Source organism: Alteripontixanthobacter muriae (assembly GCF_013336795.1).
Classification (GTDB): domain Bacteria; phylum Pseudomonadota; class Alphaproteobacteria; order Sphingomonadales; family Sphingomonadaceae; genus Pseudopontixanthobacter; species Pseudopontixanthobacter muriae.
On the sequence record NZ_JAAFZT010000023.1, the window covers coordinates 1 to 16,636 of the forward strand.

Below are 16,636 nucleotides of genomic sequence, written 5' to 3' on the forward strand. Positions count from 1 at the left end.
ATCCAACCCCCGCAACCACCAACTAGTTGAAAACATTGAAGATCATAGCCTCGCTGCTTCCAGCGGGGCTTTTTGCGTTCGCAACTGTAAGCATATGGGAAGCAAAATAGCGGCGGACTGGTCCGTCGTGTGGGGGGCGGCGGGGGCGGCTCGATGGATATAGTTTTTGGTCTTCATGCCGACGCAGGCGCATGGCCGGATCATGGGGGGACCGGGGCGAGTGCCGCCGGAGCGCCGGTGGTGGGGCCTAACGGACTCATTGGAATTCTGGAGACAGCCCGTGGCTTAGGCTCTCCTTCGCCACCCAGCGTAGTCCGCATTGCGGCCTTTCAAGCCGCCCTCGAGCAGCTAAGTAGTGGTCCCCGCTTTTGGGATAAGTCGCTCCATGTGGACGGCTGGGCCACCGCTCGCACTCTCTTGGGTTGGCGAGACGAACTGGTGGATGCCGGCTGGAGTTCTGACGGCAACTGGGTCGAGCATCGGTTGGCAGACCTTGCTGCGGTCGACGCGGCCGCTACGGAACTGCTGCCCGGCCTAACGGATCGCGTTGCTGCGGTGGTAGCGGATCTCGGCGAGTCGCCTGCTTTGCCCATTCAGCGTATTCGGCTCATTGATGCACGTGAGGTCCATTCGGCTGGCTGGCGGAAATTACTCGCCCGCTTGGAGGCTTGTGGCGTTGTGGTTGAGCAGCTCTCGCCAGAACCTGCAGCACGGACAGACACTGCACTTAGGCGATTACAACGTTGGATGACCAGCGGCCAGCCGATCGACGGCGAACCGGACGGAAGTATCACAGTCGCCAGATCAGCAAGCGCGGCGCTCGCGGCCGAGATTACTAGTCCTGAAAGATTGCAGGGAAGTCGTGCATTGAGCGAATGCCTGCAACTGGCCGTTAACAGAGACGTCCGAACGTAGGTGGGAAGCGAAAATTGACCTTGTCGAGCCTAGGCCAGGCGGAGGTTTGAGCGCGAGGGCTGGACCGTCCATTCGCCGCGTTGGACATGAGCACTATCGCTCCTGGAAAATTTGAGCCAGATCAGGGCATGACCTATTCGCCCTTATCCGCGCCGCGCCCCTTGTTCTTGGTGGCAGCCTGTCTCGCTCTGGCCGGATGCGGCGCAACGCTGAGAGATGCCGAGCGTCCGCTTGATGCGCAGGACCGCTTCTTCGCGGCGCTCGCCAGCCATTGCGGCAAGGCCTATGCTGGCAGGCTGGTGTCCGGCGATGCAGCCGATGCGGCCATGCAGGGGCGGCGAATGGTGATGCATATTCGCGAATGCAGCGACACGCGTATCGCCGTACCGTTTCACATACAGCAAGCCGATGGAGAGTGGGACCGTTCGCGCACGTGGTTGATCACGCGCACGGCGGACTTGGATGAAGCGGGGTTGCGGCTGAAGCACGATCACCGGCATGCGGATGGGACGCATGACACGGTGACAATGTATGGCGGCGACACGACCGCAGACGGCACGGCTTCGGCGCAGGATTTCCCAGTGGATGCGGAGAGCATCGCCCTTTTCCGGGCCAATGACCTGACCGCTTCGGTCACGAATGTCTGGCGCGTGGAAGTCGATCCCACCGGCACCGAAGATGCGGAATTTGCCTATCAGTTGAGCCGCGCCGATCGCCTGTTTCGGATCGAATTCGACCTTACCCGCCCCGTGCCGCCGCCTCCGGCGCCATGGGGCTGGGAACAGTAGCCGAACCTTTGGCAGCGCGCGGACCAGAATATGCCTTATCAATGCCGCTTGCCGCTCTGCCCTTCAGCGTGTATTATTGTCATAACACAGCCGGAGAGATGACATGCGTGTAGCCCTTATTCTTTCTTCGTCATTGGCTTCGTCCCTGGCGCTTGGCGCCTGTAACGTGAGTGAAGGACCGGAAGCCATGGCGGCCGGATCCGGCGAGGCGAGCGAGCGCAGCTATTCCGTCGGGCAGTTCGAAGGCGTGTCGCTGTCCGGATCGCAGAATGTGGTCGTGACTGTCGGCGAGGCAACGTCCGTCCGCGCCGAAGGAGGCACACAGGCCCTTGACCGGCTTGAAATCACCGTCGAGGACGGTAGGCTCAAGATCGGTCAGAAAAAGAACGGCAACTGGGCTTTCTCACTTGGCCGCAATCTGCCGCCGACAACGATCTATGTATCCACTCCGACGCTGAATTCGGCGGAAATCGGCGGGTCGGGCGAAATCAGCATCGATCGTGTCGAGGGCGGTGAGTTTACAGGATCGATCGGCGGCTCAGGTGACATGAAAATCGCTTCTCTGCGTGTCACCAATGCGGGCTTCTCCATCGCAGGATCGGGCGGGATCAGCGCTGCGGGGGCTGCCGAAACATCGGACATTTCCGTGGCGGGTTCGGGGGATATCGACCTGTCCGGGCTGGAGACGGAGGACACTTCCATTGCGATCGTCGGTTCGGGAGATGTCAGGGCCAATGCTCGCCGCACCGCCAGCGTGTCGATCATGGGATCTGGCGATGCTCACATTACCGGCACGGCGCAATGCACGGTGAAGAAGAGCGGATCGGGCGACGTGCGCTGCGGGGCATGAGCATCTGAAGCGGTGGATTGCCGCTGTCTCCTCCAGGCCGACGCGGACTTGATCAGAGATGTTTTCCAATGCCGTCTGCGCTCCGGTTCAGGCGTGCGAAAGCAGTGGCAGCGGATTTGCCGCTTCGCAGTTTTGCATCAGGATAGGAAAACCGATGAAGACAATTTTCGTGCTGGCAGCGCTGGGCGCCGCTTTCTCCGCCACGCCCGCCCTGGCCCAGAGCACGGCGCCCGGCGGCCTCTATGTCGGCGTTCTCGCCGGATATGACGGCATCGAGGTCGAATCAGCCGATGGAGCGGTCAGCGCGGACGCCAGTTCTGCCGTATATGGCATCAACGCCGGATACGATCTGAGCCTCGGTGGCGCGTTTGTGGGTGTCGAGGGTGAATACAGCAAGAGCGGCGGCTCCACCGAATTTCCTGACAGCTTTGCCGGTGCCCGCGACGGGCTAGAAGCGGACGGGCAGTATTATATCGGCGCGCGCGCCGGTTTTGCCCTGACGCCCGGCATCGCCGCTTACGGCAAGTTCGGTTACACGGCGCTGGATACGACGGCGTTCACCTCCTCCGGCTCGCTCGGCGAGTTGGAAGGGAATGCGAATGGCCTCCGCTATGGCGGCGGTGTTCAGGTCCAGCTGCCCGGTCCGCTTGAGGGCAGGGTGGAATATCGCCGTTCCAGCTACGAAGATGTCGGCGACGGCACCTTCGGCGACGCGACGACCGATCAGGTGGTCGCGGGCCTCGCTTTCCGCTTCTGAGCCGGGGGGGAGCCGCATTGCGCAATGCGGCTCCCCTCCAATTGGCCGATCAGCTGGCCCGATCGCCCCAACATTCGATATTGTCCCGCCGCTCGACGCGGATCGGCAGGCGCGGGTCTGTCAGTGCCGCAAGGCCATGTTCGGCAAAAAGCGCAGCAGCCGAAGGGTCCCCCGATGCTGCGTCGACGAGCCTCTGCCACAGGAAGAAGGTGTAGGGCTGGACGCCTCCGCGATAGGAGGCACCGCGGAACGAGGTATCGACCTCGCCGATGATGCGCTGGTGCGGTTTTGCCGTGACCGGCTGCCCCACCTCCGCAGCGCCGCTGGCTACATGGTCCTGCAGCATGGCGAGGCGATCGGTCAGGTCAGGGACGATCTCCTCGCCAATCTGCCGCAGCAGCGGCGACAGCGTGGCAGGCACTGCATCATCCGGCAGAAACCCCGCCTGCGCGTCCGCATATTCGACCATATCGAGATCGGGCGCATGCATCCGTTCGACCCAGCGGAACACCTTCGGCGCGCTGCGCTGCATGATGGCGAGCGGAACCGGATCGCGGCCCAGATGCGCGAAGAGCGGGCCGAATAGCGAAAAATCGCCGACCGAAGGCTGATAGCCGAGCAGATAAGGGTACTCGGCGAAATGCGCCTCCAGCCCTTCTAGCAGATCGGCATAGCTTGCTTCGATAAGCGGGATCGTCGCGGCATCGACGCCGAGCATCGGCAGATAGGACTGCATCCGCGCCATCGTCTTGCGCTGACGTTCCGGATCGCTGCCGGCGCCGAACGCATCGGTGAGAAATTTCTCCTGGTCCGCGAAATACGACCAGCGGTAATGCATCGCGTGGCGGGAAAGCCCGACGACGGAATAGAGTTCGAACAGAAGCGCCACGGCGCGCTGCCTAGGCCCGTCGGGATAGGCGCTGAGGCGAACCCCGTCACGTTCAAAGCGGTCGATGATGTCCACCGTGTCCTGGACTACTTCGCCCGTCTCGAACTCGGCGACGGGGATAATCGCGCGCCCGATCCGGGGCATTACATGGCTTGCGAAATGGTCATCGGTAGGAGGGCGCTCCCGATAGGTGATCCCCTGCTTGCGCAGATAGGCACGCACCTTTCCGGTATAGAGCGAATGCGGCAGTCCGTAGAGGGTGATCGGGGGTTCCATCCCCGCAGGCTAGCGAAGATGAAACCCGCATTCAACTCGGCCGGCGAAGCTCAGCGCAAAGCTGCTGCACCCGGTCCGCTGCGGTCACCATCTGCCGAGGCGGGGCGGATTTCCAGCGGCTCCAGGCGCCAGACCTCGCCCATGCCTGCGGTCTTGTTCGTGAGCAGGTAGATCGCTCCGTCCGGCCCCTGTTCGACTTCGCGGATACGCGTGTTGAAGGGGATGAACTCGGTTCCGACGACCCGTCCGTTCTCCATGTCGACACGTTCCAGACCGCCTGCGGACAGGGCCCCGAAGAAGATGTCGCCGCGCCATTCGGGAAACATGTCGCCGGTATAGACGATCATGCCCGATGGGGAGCGTACCGGACTCCAATGATGTACGGCATCCTCGAATTGCGGGAATTCGGTGGGGTCGGGTATCTCCACACCATCGTAATTGATGCCCCAGCTGACCACGGGCCATCCGTAATTCGCGCCGCGCTCGATCACGTTGAGTTCGTCACCGCCGAGCGGCCCCATTTCGACCACCCACAGTTGCCCTGTTTCGGGATGGATGGCCGCAGATTCGATGTTGCGGTGGCCGTAGGACCAGATCGCACCTTCGGTACCGGCTTGCCCGACGAATGGATTGTCGGAAGGGATCGAGCCGTCGTCATTCAGCCGCACGACAGCGCCCAGCGTATTCGACAGATCCTGCGCCGGGCCGAATTGGAAACGTTCTCCCAGGGCAAGGAACACCTTTCCATCCGGTGCGAAGGCGATGCGGTTGCCGAAATGGTTGGGGCCGACCAGCTTCGGTTCCTGCCGCCAGATCACCTCGAAATTCTCGATCTGGTCGCTCACCAGCCTGCCACGCCCGAGCGCCGTTCCCGCCTCGCCGCCATTGCCGGGTTCGGCGAAGGAGAGATAGACCATCTGGTTGCGCGCGAAATCGGGATGCAGCGCCACGTCCATCAATCCGCCTTGGCCTTGCGCAAAAACGGTGGGGGTGCCCTGAACCGGTTTGGAAACGGTGCCGTCCTGCGACACGATCACGAGATTGCCCGGTAGTTCGGTGACGAGCATCCGCCCGTCCGGAAGAAAGGTCATGCCCCAAGGCGTGTCGAGTTCATCGGCCACTTCCTGCGCGGACACGACCACCTCTTCGGTTGCCACGGATTCGACTTGGCTGCGCGGCTGGGCGAAACCTGCGGACCCCACCAGCAGCAGCGAAAGGCCGAGGCTCGCCTTGGCGGTACCGGCGATCAGGGTGGCGTGAGTCTTCATGTCGTTCTCCTTGGCTCCTGTGGATTGAACCGGGCGCGCGATTTTCCGTTCCATTCAGCCGCCGTAAAGGACCAGTTCGTCCGCTTTCCGCAGAAAACAGGCGATGAACAATGAACCGCTCGGCCCCTTGTGCATTGGAGGAATGCACCAAGGAGTAATCATGAAACTGGCTATCAACGGGACCACTCGCACCTTCGACGGGGATCCCCGTACGACATTGCTCGATTTCCTGCGTCGCGATTGCGACCTGACCGGCACCAAGAAGGGCTGCGATCATGGGCAATGCGGTGCCTGCACGGTGCTGGTGAACGGACAGCGCATCAACAGCTGCCTGACGCTGACCGTCATGCACGAGGATGACGAGATCACGACGATTGAGGGCCTCGGCACGCCGCAGGACATGCACCCGCTGCAGTCGGCCTTCGTCGATCACGACGGTTATCAATGCGGCTATTGCACCCCGGGCCAGATCTGTTCGGCGAAAGCGATGCTGGACGAGGCAAAGGCCGGATGGCCCAGCGTCGTCACGGAAGATCTGACTGCCGAGATCGATCTGTCGGGTGACGAGATACGCGAACGGATGAGCGGCAATCTGTGCCGCTGTGGTGCCTACTCCAACATCATCGACGCGATCACCGATGTGAAGGAGGCCGCGCGATGAGACCTTTCGATTACCAGCGGCCCGATGGGCTGGACCATGCCGCCTTGCTGGAACGCGATGGCGGTGCGCTGATCGCCGGCGGCACCAACCTGCTCGACCTGATGAAATTGCAGGTGGAAACGCCGGACACGCTTGTCGACATCAATCGCATCGGCCTGGACGAACTTGAGCCGACGGACGATGGCGGCATTCGCATCGGTGCGCTGGTGTCGAACAGCGTCTGCGCCGCCGACCCGAGGATCAGGGCCGACTGGCCGGTTCTTTCCCGCGCCATCCTGTCGGGGGCCAGCGGGCAGCTGCGCAACAAGGCCACGACGGGGGGCAATCTGTGCCAGCGGACCCGCTGTTATTATTTCATGAACATCGACATGCCCTGCAACAAGCGAGAACCCGGCACCGGGTGCAGCGCGCTGAACGGCCGCAATCGCATCCATGCCGTGCTGGGTGCAAACGAGAATTGCATTGCGACCTATCCCGGCGACATGGCGGTCGCGATGTATGCGCTGGACGCGACGGTCGAGATTGCTGGGCCGGACAAGGCTTCGCGCAGCGTCAAAATTCGCGATTTCCATCGCCTGCCGGGCGACATGCCGCAGAGGGACAATGTTCTCGAGCCGGGCGAAGTCATCACCGGCGTGACCCTGCCTGCACCGGTTGGCGGCACGCAATTGTACCGGAAGGTGCGCGAGCGATCATCCTATGCCTTTGCGCTGGTTTCCATCGCGGCGGTCATCCGCATGGAGGAGGGCGCGATTTCCCATGCCAGCCTCGCCTTCGGCAGCATGGCGCATAAGCCCTGGCACGACCCGCGCATCGATGCGGCATTGACCGGCGCCAAGCCCAGCGACGCGCTGTTCGACAAGGTCGCCGACCTGCTGCTGGAAAATGCGGAAGGCTATGGCGAGAACGATTTCAAGATACCGCTGGCGCGGCGCACGGTGAAGGCCGTGCTGCGCGAAGCGACGGGAGCATCGACATGAGCAAGAGCATCACTCTCGACCAGCCGGATCAGCGAAACCTCCTCGACCGCATGGCGCAGGGCACCATCGGCAAGCCGGTGAACCGGCTGGAAGGGCCGGACAAGGTCAGCGGCGTCGCCACCTATGCCGCCGAATTCTCCGCGCCCGGTGCAGCCAATGGCGTGCTGGTCACGTCCACGATCAGCAAGGGCGAGGTTGCTTTGATCGACGAAGCCTCGGTGATGGGCATGCCGGGCGTTCTGGCCGTCATATCCGACCAGCGGATGATTGCCCGGCCTGCTCAGGGCGGTGCCGGCGAAGCGCCGGTGCAGCAAGTAAAGCAGATCGATTATTGGGGACAGCCGGTGGCCGTCGTGGTGGCCGAAACTTTCGAGCAGGCACGCGATGCGGCCAAGCGGCTGAAGATCACCTATAATGCCGACGATATGAGCGATGTGGTCCTCAACCCCGAAGATGCCGATAGCTGGGAAGAAGGACCCGGCACCGAAACCGTGGAGCAGGGTGCCTTGCCGCAGGCCATGTCCGAAGCGGCTTACTCCGTCGATGCGACCTACACGACCGAAGGGCACAACAGCGCGCCCATGGAGCCGCATGCCGCGCTTGCCGAATGGGATGGCACGAAGCTGACCGTTCACGCCAGCCTGCAGATGTTGAACTACAATATCGACGAACTGGCCGATTCCATGGGGCTCGATGCGGAGAACGTGCACCTGCTGTCACCCTATGTCGGCGGCGGTTTCGGGTCCAAGCTGGGCATCAGCCCCGATGTCGCGGCGGCGTCCGTTGCAGCGATGCAACTGGGCCGTCCGGTGCGGGTCGTCCTGTCGCGCCAGCAGGTTTTTCAGAGTGTCATCCGGCGGACGGAGACCACACAGCGAGTGCGGCTTGCCGCCGATGCCGACGGGCGCTTGCAAGGCTTCGGGCACGAGGCGAAAGTCACGAATCTGCCGGAAGAGGAATTTGCCGAACCCGTCACACAGGCTAGTGCTTTCCTCTACCCAGGACAGGATCGGGTCTTGAAAGTCGAGATGGGGCGTATTCACCGCATGACCGCTGGCTCCGTGCGCGCGCCAGGCGAAGCAGTGGGCATGCAGGCACTGGAAGCGGCGATGGACGAACTTGCCGAAGAAAGCGGCATCGGCCCTGTCGAACTGCGCCTGCGCAACATTCCCGAACGCCACCCTTCCGACGATGTGCCTTACAGTTCGCGCAGGCTGGCCGAATGCCTGAAGGCGGGGGCGGAAGCCTTTGGCTGGGACGATAAGGACCGCAAACCCGCACAGCGCCGCGAAGGCGAATGGTGGATCGGCACCGGCATGGCGACGGCAGCCCGCATCCACAATCTGTCCAAGGCAGAAGCGTCCGTCACTCTGATGGAGGACGGCACGGCCGTGGTCGCCACCGACATGACCGATATCGGCACCGGCACCTACACCATCCTCGGCCAGATCGCGGGCGAGATGCTTGGGCTGGAACCCAGCGACGTACTGGTCCGGCTGGGCGATTCCGATCTTGCAAGGGGCCCGGGATCGGGCGGTAGCTGGGGCGCTGCATCCAGCGGTTCGGCTGTGCAGATTGCCTGCGAGGCCATCCGCGAGGAACTCTGCGACATGCTCGGCTGCGAAGACGAGGATCTGACGCTGAAAGACGGCTTCGCCATTCACAACAACAAGCGCCAGTCGCTGCCGGAACTCCTGAACGGCAGGAGCATCGAAAAGCTGGGCAAGCTTAAGCCAGGTGAAACAGAAGATGATTTCGCGCAGGCGTCCTACGGGGCATTCTTCACCGAAGTCGCCGTCAACGCCTATACGGGCGAAACCCGCATCCGCCGCATGAGCGGGGCATTCGGCATCGGCCGGGTTCTGAACGAAAAAACCGCGAAGTCGCAATGCATGGGCGGCATGGTATGGTGCATCGGCAGCGCTCTGATGGAGGACATGATGTTCGACCACCGGGACGGCCATCTCGCCAATTGCGACCTTGCGGAATATCACGTGCCGGTGAACCGCGACGTGCCGCATCTCGACGTCATCATGGTCGAGGAACGCGACCCCGCCGCCAGCCCGCTTCAGGCGAAGGGTGTTGGCGAACTCGGTATCTGCGGCGGCGCGGGCGCCATCTGCAACGCGATCTACAATGCCTGCGGTGTGCGGCTGCGCAGCTTTCCGATGACACCGGACAAGCTTATCGACCACCTTCCCGAGATCTGAGCAGGCGGGCCGCGCGGGCCAGATCGTCCTGCGTGTCCACGTCGATCAGCATATCGGGCGGCGGTTCCACCAGGGTCAGGTCGTTCCTGCCCGCAAGCAGCGCCGTGGCTCCGTGGTCGCCAGCCAGTTCGAGAAGGTCAGGATAGAGCGAAGCCGGCAGCAGCGCGGGAACCCCCGGTCTGTCCGGCGGATAGCGCGTGGCAGCAGGCGGCACGCTGACGATCAGCTTCATGAGAAAACCGGGCGAGAGCAGCGGCATGTCTGCAAGCACGACCAGCAGCGCCGGAAAACCTCGTGCAGATGCGATCTGGGCAGCGAGAGCGAGCGAACTGCCTAGCCCGCTTTGCGCCCTCTCGTTGACAACCTTCTCCCACTCGGAGGCTGCAGCCGCAAACGTCGGTGTCTCTTCCGGGATGATGATAATGCCGGGCGCGATCCCGGCATCTCCTATTGCAGACAGGACATGCGCTCCGACCGGCTTTCCCGCGCATGTCGCATCCAGTTTTCCGCCTCCGAAACGGCTCGCCCGACCTGCAGCCAGAACGACGGCCAGGAAATTATCCCGCATCGGCAGCCCGGTCGTGCAGGCATTCGTAGTCGGCGATCACATCGGCAAGCACCGACAGGGCGAGTACCTGCGGATCGCGCGCCTTCGGAATGAGGCCGATGGGGCTGCGAACCCGCGCGATCTGGTCCGAAGAAAGGCCCGCCCTCTCCAATCCCGTGCGCCGGGCCTCACGCGCATCCGCGCCGCCCTGCGCACCGATGTAATGAGCAGGCGTTGCGACAGCCCATTCGAGGATCGGCAGTTCCCATTCGTGGTCGTGAAACAGCAGGATAATGGCCGTCTGGGCATCGGCGGAGAGGTTCGTCGGCGTGCGGCCAAGGGACAGTCCCGATGCAGGATCGTCCTTGCGAAAGCTGATGCAATCAATGTCTGACGCGGCGGCAAGGGTGACGAGAGCGTCGACTTCCGGTCCATGTCCGAAGATGAGCAGCCGGGGTGAGGGCATATAGTGCCGCCGGTCGAGCAGGCCTGCGCGCGGGACCGGCAAGCGCAGCGTCGCGCCTTGTCGCGCCTCCAGCAGCGCGACCGCCTGACGCAATTCGGCACGATCGGGTGTCGGATCGATCAGGATGTCGAGGCCGCTGCCGCAGGGGAGGCGAAAATCGATGATATCGGACCCGCTGCCGTAAAGTTGCACTGCGGGCTGACCGTCAGCGCGCGCGCGCGCCATGCGGGTGACGAGTTCCTGTTCGAGGCATCCGTCCGACAGGCTGCCGACGACATCCCCTTGTGCCGTAATCGCCAACTGTGCGCCCAATCGCCGAGAGAAGCTGCCCTCGATGCCGACGATGGTGCAGAGGCCCGCGCCATCTTCGCAAGCGGCCCGAAGGGCAGCGTGATCGTCCAATCCGCCGTTCAGGCCAGCGCTCGCATCAGGCCGGCTTTCGGCAAGAGAAACAGGCATGGCGGGGCGAACACTTTCTACGGAAAAGCCGGGCAGCGGCGAGATGCCTCCATATCGGCATGAACCTTTCTATCGCAAGGCGTTGGAACCGCCTGCCTGCCGGTCTTTGCGCGTCAGTCCGCAATCCGCTCGATGATGATCGCCGGTGCCATCCCGCCCGCTGCGCACATGGTGACCAGCCCGTATCGCTTTTCCTGCCGCTCAAGTTCGTCCAGCATGGTGCCGATCAGGATGGAACCCGTCGCGCCGATCGGGTGGCCCATGGCGATGGAGCCGCCATTCACATTCACCTTGTCCCAGTCCAGCCCCAGGTCGCGCACGAACTTCGCCGCGACCACGGCGAAGGCCTCGTTGATCTCGAAAAGATCGATATCGTCGATAGTCAGGCTCGCTTTTTCCAGCACCTTGCGCGCAGCGGGCACGGGTGCATTCAGCATGAGCGTCGGATCGTCACCCATGTTGGCGGTCGCGACGATACGCGCGCGGGGCCTCAGCCCGTGCTTGTCGGCATAGGCTTTCGAGGTGACCAGCACGGCAGCTGCGCCATCCACCACGCCGGAGGAATTGCCCGCGTGGTGGAAGTGTCCAATTTCCAGATCGGGATATTTCTGATTCACGAGCTTGCGGAAAGTCGTGCCTTTCTCGTCCAGCGGCATGTCGGCGATTTTTGCGAAGCTCGGCTGCAGTTCTGCCAAGCCTTCGCGCGTTGTTTCCGGGCGGGGAAATTCCTCCTTGCCCAGGATCACGCTGCCATCATCCGCCAGCACTGGCACCACGCTGCGCGCGAAGCGATCTTCGCGGATCGCGCGGTCGGCACGCTGCTGGCTGCGATAGCCGACCTCGTCCAGTTCCTCGCGCGTGAAACCTTCCATGCTGGCGATGGCGTCGCCGCAGACGCCCTGATGCGACTGCGGGTGCACTTCGCGCAGGCGGTCGTTGCCCGATCCCATGCCGAGCGGCGCGATGCCGGCCTGCATCTCTTCCTGCATCATCTGCGTGGTCAGGCTCATCATCTCGGTTCCGCCGGCGATGACGCAATCTTCCATCCCGCTCATCACCTGCGCCGCGGCGAAAGCGACCGTGGTGATGCCGCCGCCGCAGAACCGGTCTAGCGTCGTGCCCGAACTGGTGATGTCGAATCCTGCGTCCAGCGCCGCCATCCGGCCAAGATCCCCGCCCTGTTTGCCCTTCTGGGTGGAGGTCGACCAGATCACGTCATCGACGGTCCTGGTGTCGAGATCGTTGCGGGTGCGAATGGCCTTCAGCACCGTGGCGGCCAGATGTTGCGGATGGCTGGCGGCAAGCGAACCCTTGCCTACCTTGCCGATGCCGCGGGGCGTACGAACTGCGTCGATGATATAGGCTTCGGCCATATTCATATCCTCATTGCGCGCAAAATTGCTTTTTCGCGAAAATTATTGACGGCACTCTATGGCTTGGCCAGCATCGGTTGCAAATGAAAATGCAGGTGGCCGCTCGGACGGCCCCGCGGAACATGGAGAGAATGCATGAGCGAAGAACTGATGACCCGCGTGGAAGACGGCGTGCTGATCATGACGATCAACCGGCCCGAAGCGAAGAATGCCATGAACAAGGCGACGTCCGAAGCGATCGCAGCGGCGCTCGACCGGCTCGACTCCGATGACGAACTGCGCGTCGGCATCCTGACCGGCGCGGGCGGCACATTTTGTTCGGGCATGGATCTGAAAGGCTTTCTTCGCGGCGAAACGCCGTTTGTCGAAGGGCGGGGCTTCGGCGGATTGACGGAGCGCAAGCCGGTGAAGCCGCTGATCGCCGCAGTGGAAGGCTATGCGCTGGCGGGCGGGCTGGAACTGATGATCGCCTGCGACCTGGTGGTGGCGCATGAAGGTGCGAAATTCGGCATTCCCGAGGCGAAGCGGGGGTTGGCGGCTGCAGCGGGCGGGCTGATGGTGCTGCCCGATCTTATTCCGCACAAGGTCGCGATGGAGATGGCGCTGACCGGCGAATTCATCGATGCGGCACGGGCGCATGACCTTGGCCTGATCAATCGCGTGGTCACGGGCAGCGTCATGGATGGTGCGATGAAACTGGCGCGCAGCATCGCCGCCAACGGTCCGCTTGCCGTGCGCGTTTCCAAGCAGATCATCGAGGATTCACGCGGCTGGCCGCGCGCCGAACGATACAAGGAGCAGGCGAAGCTGCTGCCGCAGGTCTTCATGTCGGAAGACGCGCGCGAAGGGGCCAGCGCCTTCGCCGAAAAACGCGCTCCCAACTGGAAGGGCAAGTAATGGCCGGTCCGCTTTCCGGCATCACCATCGTCGAATTCGCCGGGATCGGGCCGGGCCCGTTCTGCGGCATGATGCTGGCGGATCACGGGGCCGAAGTCATCCGCATCGACCGCGCAGATGGCCGACGTGGTGGGACGACTCCGGCCAACACGAAGGACGTGCTGGCGCGGGGGCGGCGCTCCATCGCGCTCAATCTGAAGAGCGAGAAGGGCGTCGACTTGGCCCGCAACCTGTGCGGGAAGGCGGACGGCATTATCGAAGGTTTCCGGCCCGGCGTGATGGAGCGGTTGGGCCTCGGACCAGAGGTGCTGCTCGCCCACAATCCCAAGCTGGTTTACGGCAGAATGACGGGCTGGGGCCAGACCGGCCCTTACGCACAAGCCGCCGGACATGACATCAACTACATCGCGCTGGCAGGCGCTCTGCATCATTTCGGTCGGGCAGGCGAAAAGCCGACCCCGCCGATCAACATGGTCGGCGATTTCGGCGGAGGCGGCATGATGCTGGCCTTCGGCATGGTGTCGGCGTTGCTGCATGTGGCGAACGGCGGCGAAGGGCAGGTGATCGACGCCGCGATGACCGACGGCACGGCCGTGCTGATGGGCATGATCCAGGGCATGCGCAACATGGGCGTGTGGAGCGACGAACGCGGCGCGAACATGCTCGACACCGGCGCGCATTATTACGACACCTATGAAACGGCTGACGGCAAATATATCTCTATCGGTTCAATCGAGCCGCAATTCTACGCCGAGCTGCGCCGTCTGGCGGGGCTGGAAGAAGATGCCGAGTTCGACCGGCAGATGGATCGTTCCGCTTGGAGCAGTCTGGCGGGGAAGCTGGCTGATGTGTTCCGCGGCAAGACGCGCGATGAATGGTGCGCGATCATGGAACATAGCGATGTCTGCTTCGCGCCGGTGCTCAGCCTGGCAGAAGCGCCGGAGCACCCGCACAACAAGACGCGCGGTACATTCGTCGAGATCGGCGGCAGCTTGCAGCCCGCACCTGCGCCGCGCTTTGACCAGACGCAGAGCGTAGTGCCAAAGCCCGCCGTCGAATCCGGCCATGACACCGACGCCATCCTTTACGAACTCGGCTTCGACGCCGACGCTTGCACCGAACTGCGCGGCGCTGGCGCCATCGCCTGAACCGCCAAGCGCCTGAACAGGACCGAAACCAATGATGCTCGATACAAGTACCCGCACCGCCTATAACGAAGACCACGCAATGTTCCGCGACACCGTTCGCAAGGTCTTCGAACAGCACATGATTCCGTATCTCGCCCGGCATGAGGAAGAGGGGATCGTCGGACGCGAGGCATGGAAGGCGCTGGGCGATGCGGGCATGTTGTGCCCGACCATTTCCGAGGAGAACGGCGGGTTGGGCCTCGACTTCGGCTACAATGCCGTCATCGCCGAGGAACTGTCCTACATCGGCAGCAGCGCAGGGTTCACGCTGCAGAACGATATCACCTGCAATTATTTCGAACGGCTCGGCACGGACGAGCAGAAGGAAAGATACCTGCCGGGGATGATCACCGGCGATGTCATCACGGCCATCGCGATGACCGAACCCGGCACCGGGTCGGATCTGCAGGGCATCACCACCACCGCCCGCAAGGATGGCGATCACTACATCGTCAACGGCTCCAAGACCTACATCACCAACGGTCAGAATGCCGATGTCGTCATCGTCGTCGCCAAGACCGACCCGGCGCAAGGAGCGAAAGGCACCTCGCTGATCCTGGTCGACGCAGGCACGGAAGGGTTTGAGCGCGGGCGCAATCTCGACAAGATCGGCCAGCATTCCGCCGATACGTCCGAATTGTTCTTCAACGATGTGCGTGTGCCGCAATCGAATCTGCTGGGGCAGGAAGGACGCGGCTTCGTGCATCTCATGGAGGAACTGCCGCAGGAACGGCTTTCCATCGCGATCGGCTGCCAGGCCGGGGCCCAGCGCGCCTTTGACGAGGCGGTCGCCTTCACCAAGGATCGCAAGGCGTTCGGCGGCACGGTGTTCGAATTCCAGAACACGAAATTCACGCTGGCGGGGCTGGCGGCCGAATTGCAGGTCGGCTGGGCGCATATCGACTGGGCGCTGAAACGCCACATCGCGGGCGACCTGACCACGGCGGAGGCGTCATCGGCCAAGCTGTGGCACACCGAATTGCAGGGCCGCGTCTGCGATGCGGCGCTGCAATTGCATGGCGGTGCGGGCTACATGAACGAATATCTGATCGCCCGGCTATGGCGCGACGCCCGCGTCACCCGCATCTTCGGCGGCACCAGCGAGATCATGAAGGAAGTGATCTCGCGCAGCCTGTGACGCCCTGCGCAGCGCGGCCGGTCACGGGGCGATAAAGGCGGATATCTCCGCCACGAACTCCTCGAACCGGTCGTGATGTACCCAGTGCCCGGCCCTTTCGTAGCTGGTGAGCGAGACATTCTCGCCGAAATGCTTCATCCGCCCGTCCTTTTCGGGGTTCGAAGCCCAGCTGTCGTCGCCATAGATCAGGCGGGTAGGGCAGGCGATGCGGCCCCATAACTCGCGGTTCTGGTCGGGTGTGAAATCGTCCGGCGGCCAGGCATGCAGATGCGGGTCGAACTTCCAGCTATAGGTGCCGTCCTCATTATGCAGCACCGCGTGGCGGGTCAGGTGACAGGCCTGGTCGCGGCTGAGATAGCTGTTCGCCTCGTGCATGCGCTCCAGCGCTTCCTCAAAGCTGTCATATTTGCGGATGGAGCGGGCGCTTGCCTCACGCTTCTTGTCGAACCATTCGCGCCAATGTTCGTGAAACGGCTTCTGCGCCATTTCCTCCAAACGCCTGGGGCTGGGGCCGAGCCCTTCAATGGCGACCAGGCGGCGAACCTTGTTCGGGTAAAGCCCGGCGTAGCGCAGCGCGATATTGCCGCCCAGCGAATGGGCGACGATGGTGACCGGCGCGATATCGAGCTGGTGGATCAGCTGCGCCAGATCGTAGACGTAGCCGACCGTAGGGTAATAGCCGCTTTCGTTCCAGCCGCTGTCGCCATGGCCGCGCAAATCCGGGCAGATGACGTGCCAGTCGCCACGCAGGCGTTCCGCCGTCCAGTCCCAGCTGCGGCAATGGTCCCGCCCGCCATGCAGCAGGATCAGCGGCGGTGCGCCCGCATTGCCCCAATCGGCATAATGCAGGCGCGTGCGCTGCGACATGAAGCTCTGCGATGTCGGCCCGATCAGTTCCAAACCCTTAATCCCCTCTGCTGCGCCATTCCGCTTGCACATAGGTTTCAATTCGATACCAGTACAACGTAACAATAA

15 protein-coding genes are annotated in these 16,636 nt (G+C 63.0%); 9 read left to right on the top strand and 6 right to left on the bottom strand.

The features are described 5' to 3' along the window. Positions 1 to 1,043 precede the first annotated feature (1,043 nt). The 3 genes from G7A66_RS08290 (at position 1,044) to G7A66_RS08300 (ending at position 3,310) form a co-directional block, all read left to right on the top strand. Entirely contained in the window at positions 1,044 to 1,703 is a 660-nt protein-coding gene (locus G7A66_RS08290) for a hypothetical protein (protein ID WP_174295303.1), read from the top strand. Positions 1,704 to 1,890: 187 nt separating this feature from the next. Continuing rightward, on the top strand, positions 1,891 to 2,553 hold the full coding sequence (locus G7A66_RS08295; protein ID WP_174295230.1) for a head GIN domain-containing protein: 663 nt from the start codon (positions 1,891 to 1,893) through the stop codon (positions 2,551 to 2,553). A gap of 154 nt (positions 2,554 to 2,707) precedes the next feature. Then, on the top strand, positions 2,708 to 3,310 hold the full coding sequence (locus tag G7A66_RS08300) for an outer membrane protein (protein WP_174295231.1): 603 nt from the start codon (positions 2,708 to 2,710) through the stop codon (positions 3,308 to 3,310). Between the two features lie 49 nt (positions 3,311 to 3,359). Here the strand turns inward: G7A66_RS08300 and G7A66_RS08305 are convergent, their stop codons facing one another. Together G7A66_RS08305 and G7A66_RS08310 are read right to left on the bottom strand one after the other, a co-directional pair. Then, entirely contained in the window at positions 3,360 to 4,475 is a 1,116-nt protein-coding gene (locus tag G7A66_RS08305; RefSeq protein WP_174295232.1) for a glutathione S-transferase C-terminal domain-containing protein, read from the bottom strand. A gap of 50 nt (positions 4,476 to 4,525) precedes the next feature. After that, positions 4,526 to 5,743, bottom strand: coding sequence for a PQQ-dependent sugar dehydrogenase (locus G7A66_RS08310; RefSeq protein ID WP_174295233.1), 1,218 nt, complete (start codon positions 5,741 to 5,743; stop codon positions 4,526 to 4,528). Between the two features lie 160 nt (positions 5,744 to 5,903). On the opposite strand from G7A66_RS08310, the gene G7A66_RS08315 reads away from it, so the two are divergent. Genes G7A66_RS08315 through G7A66_RS08325 form a run of 3 tightly spaced genes read left to right on the top strand, consistent with a single transcriptional unit; the run spans position 5,904 to position 9,594 of the window. Further along, on the top strand, positions 5,904 to 6,404 hold the full coding sequence (locus G7A66_RS08315) for a 2Fe-2S iron-sulfur cluster-binding protein (protein ID WP_174295234.1): 501 nt from the start codon (positions 5,904 to 5,906) through the stop codon (positions 6,402 to 6,404). After that, positions 6,401 to 7,384, top strand: a complete 984-nt coding sequence (locus tag G7A66_RS08320) for an FAD binding domain-containing protein (protein ID WP_174295235.1) — start codon at positions 6,401 to 6,403, stop codon at positions 7,382 to 7,384. Before G7A66_RS08315 ends, G7A66_RS08320 begins: the two co-directional genes overlap by 4 nt. After that, positions 7,381 to 9,594 carry a xanthine dehydrogenase family protein molybdopterin-binding subunit gene (locus G7A66_RS08325; RefSeq protein WP_174295236.1) on the top strand — a complete coding sequence of 738 codons (2,214 nt, stop codon included), beginning with the start codon at positions 7,381 to 7,383 and terminating at the stop codon, positions 9,592 to 9,594. Before G7A66_RS08320 ends, G7A66_RS08325 begins: the two co-directional genes overlap by 4 nt. Here the strand turns inward: G7A66_RS08325 and G7A66_RS08330 are convergent. The 3 genes from G7A66_RS08330 to G7A66_RS08340 all read right to left on the bottom strand — a co-directional run bounded on the left by G7A66_RS08330 (position 9,569) and on the right by G7A66_RS08340 (position 12,439). Further along, entirely contained in the window at positions 9,569 to 10,162 is a 594-nt protein-coding gene (locus tag G7A66_RS08330; RefSeq protein ID WP_174295237.1) for an NTP transferase domain-containing protein, read from the bottom strand. The genes G7A66_RS08325 and G7A66_RS08330 overlap by 26 nt on opposite strands. Then, a complete protein-coding gene (locus tag G7A66_RS08335) occupies positions 10,152 to 11,066 on the bottom strand; it encodes an XdhC family protein (RefSeq protein ID WP_174295238.1) in 915 nt (304 codons plus the stop codon). Before G7A66_RS08335 ends, G7A66_RS08330 begins: the two co-directional genes overlap by 11 nt. 113 nt (positions 11,067 to 11,179) lie before the next feature. Continuing rightward, a complete protein-coding gene (locus G7A66_RS08340; protein WP_174295239.1) occupies positions 11,180 to 12,439 on the bottom strand; it encodes an acetyl-CoA C-acetyltransferase in 1,260 nt (419 codons plus the stop codon). A gap of 135 nt (positions 12,440 to 12,574) precedes the next feature. Here G7A66_RS08340 and G7A66_RS08345 point away from each other — a divergent pair, with 135 nt between their 5' ends. Genes G7A66_RS08345 through G7A66_RS08355 form a run of 3 tightly spaced genes read left to right on the top strand, consistent with a single transcriptional unit; the run spans position 12,575 to position 15,661 of the window. Continuing rightward, positions 12,575 to 13,336: a crotonase/enoyl-CoA hydratase family protein gene (locus G7A66_RS08345; protein ID WP_174295240.1), complete on the top strand. Its 762-nt coding sequence runs from the start codon at positions 12,575 to 12,577 to the stop codon at positions 13,334 to 13,336. After that, the gene (locus G7A66_RS08350; RefSeq protein ID WP_174295241.1) at positions 13,336 to 14,484 is read left to right on the top strand and encodes a CaiB/BaiF CoA transferase family protein; all 1,149 of its coding nucleotides are present in this window, start codon (positions 13,336 to 13,338) and stop codon (positions 14,482 to 14,484) included. Before G7A66_RS08345 ends, G7A66_RS08350 begins: the two co-directional genes overlap by 1 nt. Positions 14,485 to 14,518: 34 nt before the next feature. Next, positions 14,519 to 15,661, top strand: a complete 1,143-nt coding sequence (locus tag G7A66_RS08355; protein ID WP_174295304.1) for an acyl-CoA dehydrogenase family protein — start codon at positions 14,519 to 14,521, stop codon at positions 15,659 to 15,661. Between the two features lie 21 nt (positions 15,662 to 15,682). On the opposite strand, the gene G7A66_RS08360 is transcribed toward G7A66_RS08355, so the two are convergent. Next, the gene (locus G7A66_RS08360) at positions 15,683 to 16,600 is read right to left on the bottom strand and encodes an alpha/beta fold hydrolase (RefSeq protein ID WP_408609251.1); all 918 of its coding nucleotides are present in this window, start codon (positions 16,598 to 16,600) and stop codon (positions 15,683 to 15,685) included. Between the last annotated feature and the right edge of the window lie 36 nt (positions 16,601 to 16,636).

Bases quoted from the DNA above. Each gene is read 5' to 3' on its own strand.
- G7A66_RS08290 (WP_174295303.1), top strand. From the start codon at position 1,044: ATGACCTATTCGCCCTTATCCGCGCCGCGCCCCTTGTTCTTGGTGGCA.
- G7A66_RS08295 (WP_174295230.1), top strand. From the start codon at position 1,891: ATGGCGGCCGGATCCGGCGAGGCGAGCGAGCGCAGCTATTCCGTCGGG.
- G7A66_RS08300 (WP_174295231.1), top strand. From the start codon at position 2,708: ATGAAGACAATTTTCGTGCTGGCAGCGCTGGGCGCCGCTTTCTCCGCC.
- G7A66_RS08305 (WP_174295232.1), bottom strand. From the start codon at position 4,475: ATGGAACCCCCGATCACCCTCTACGGACTGCCGCATTCGCTCTATACC.
- G7A66_RS08310 (WP_174295233.1), bottom strand. From the start codon at position 5,743: ATGAAGACTCACGCCACCCTGATCGCCGGTACCGCCAAGGCGAGCCTC.
- G7A66_RS08315 (WP_174295234.1), top strand. From the start codon at position 5,904: ATGAAACTGGCTATCAACGGGACCACTCGCACCTTCGACGGGGATCCC.
- G7A66_RS08320 (WP_174295235.1), top strand. From the start codon at position 6,401: ATGAGACCTTTCGATTACCAGCGGCCCGATGGGCTGGACCATGCCGCC.
- G7A66_RS08325 (WP_174295236.1), top strand. From the start codon at position 7,381: ATGAGCAAGAGCATCACTCTCGACCAGCCGGATCAGCGAAACCTCCTC.
- G7A66_RS08330 (WP_174295237.1), bottom strand. From the start codon at position 10,162: ATGCGGGATAATTTCCTGGCCGTCGTTCTGGCTGCAGGTCGGGCGAGC.
- G7A66_RS08335 (WP_174295238.1), bottom strand. From the start codon at position 11,066: ATGCCTGTTTCTCTTGCCGAAAGCCGGCCTGATGCGAGCGCTGGCCTG.
- G7A66_RS08340 (WP_174295239.1), bottom strand. From the start codon at position 12,439: ATGGCCGAAGCCTATATCATCGACGCAGTTCGTACGCCCCGCGGCATC.
- G7A66_RS08345 (WP_174295240.1), top strand. From the start codon at position 12,575: ATGAGCGAAGAACTGATGACCCGCGTGGAAGACGGCGTGCTGATCATG.
- G7A66_RS08350 (WP_174295241.1), top strand. From the start codon at position 13,336: ATGGCCGGTCCGCTTTCCGGCATCACCATCGTCGAATTCGCCGGGATC.
- G7A66_RS08355 (WP_174295304.1), top strand. From the start codon at position 14,519: ATGCTCGATACAAGTACCCGCACCGCCTATAACGAAGACCACGCAATG.
- G7A66_RS08360 (WP_408609251.1), bottom strand. From the start codon at position 16,600: ATGTGCAAGCGGAATGGCGCAGCAGAGGGGATTAAGGGTTTGGAACTG.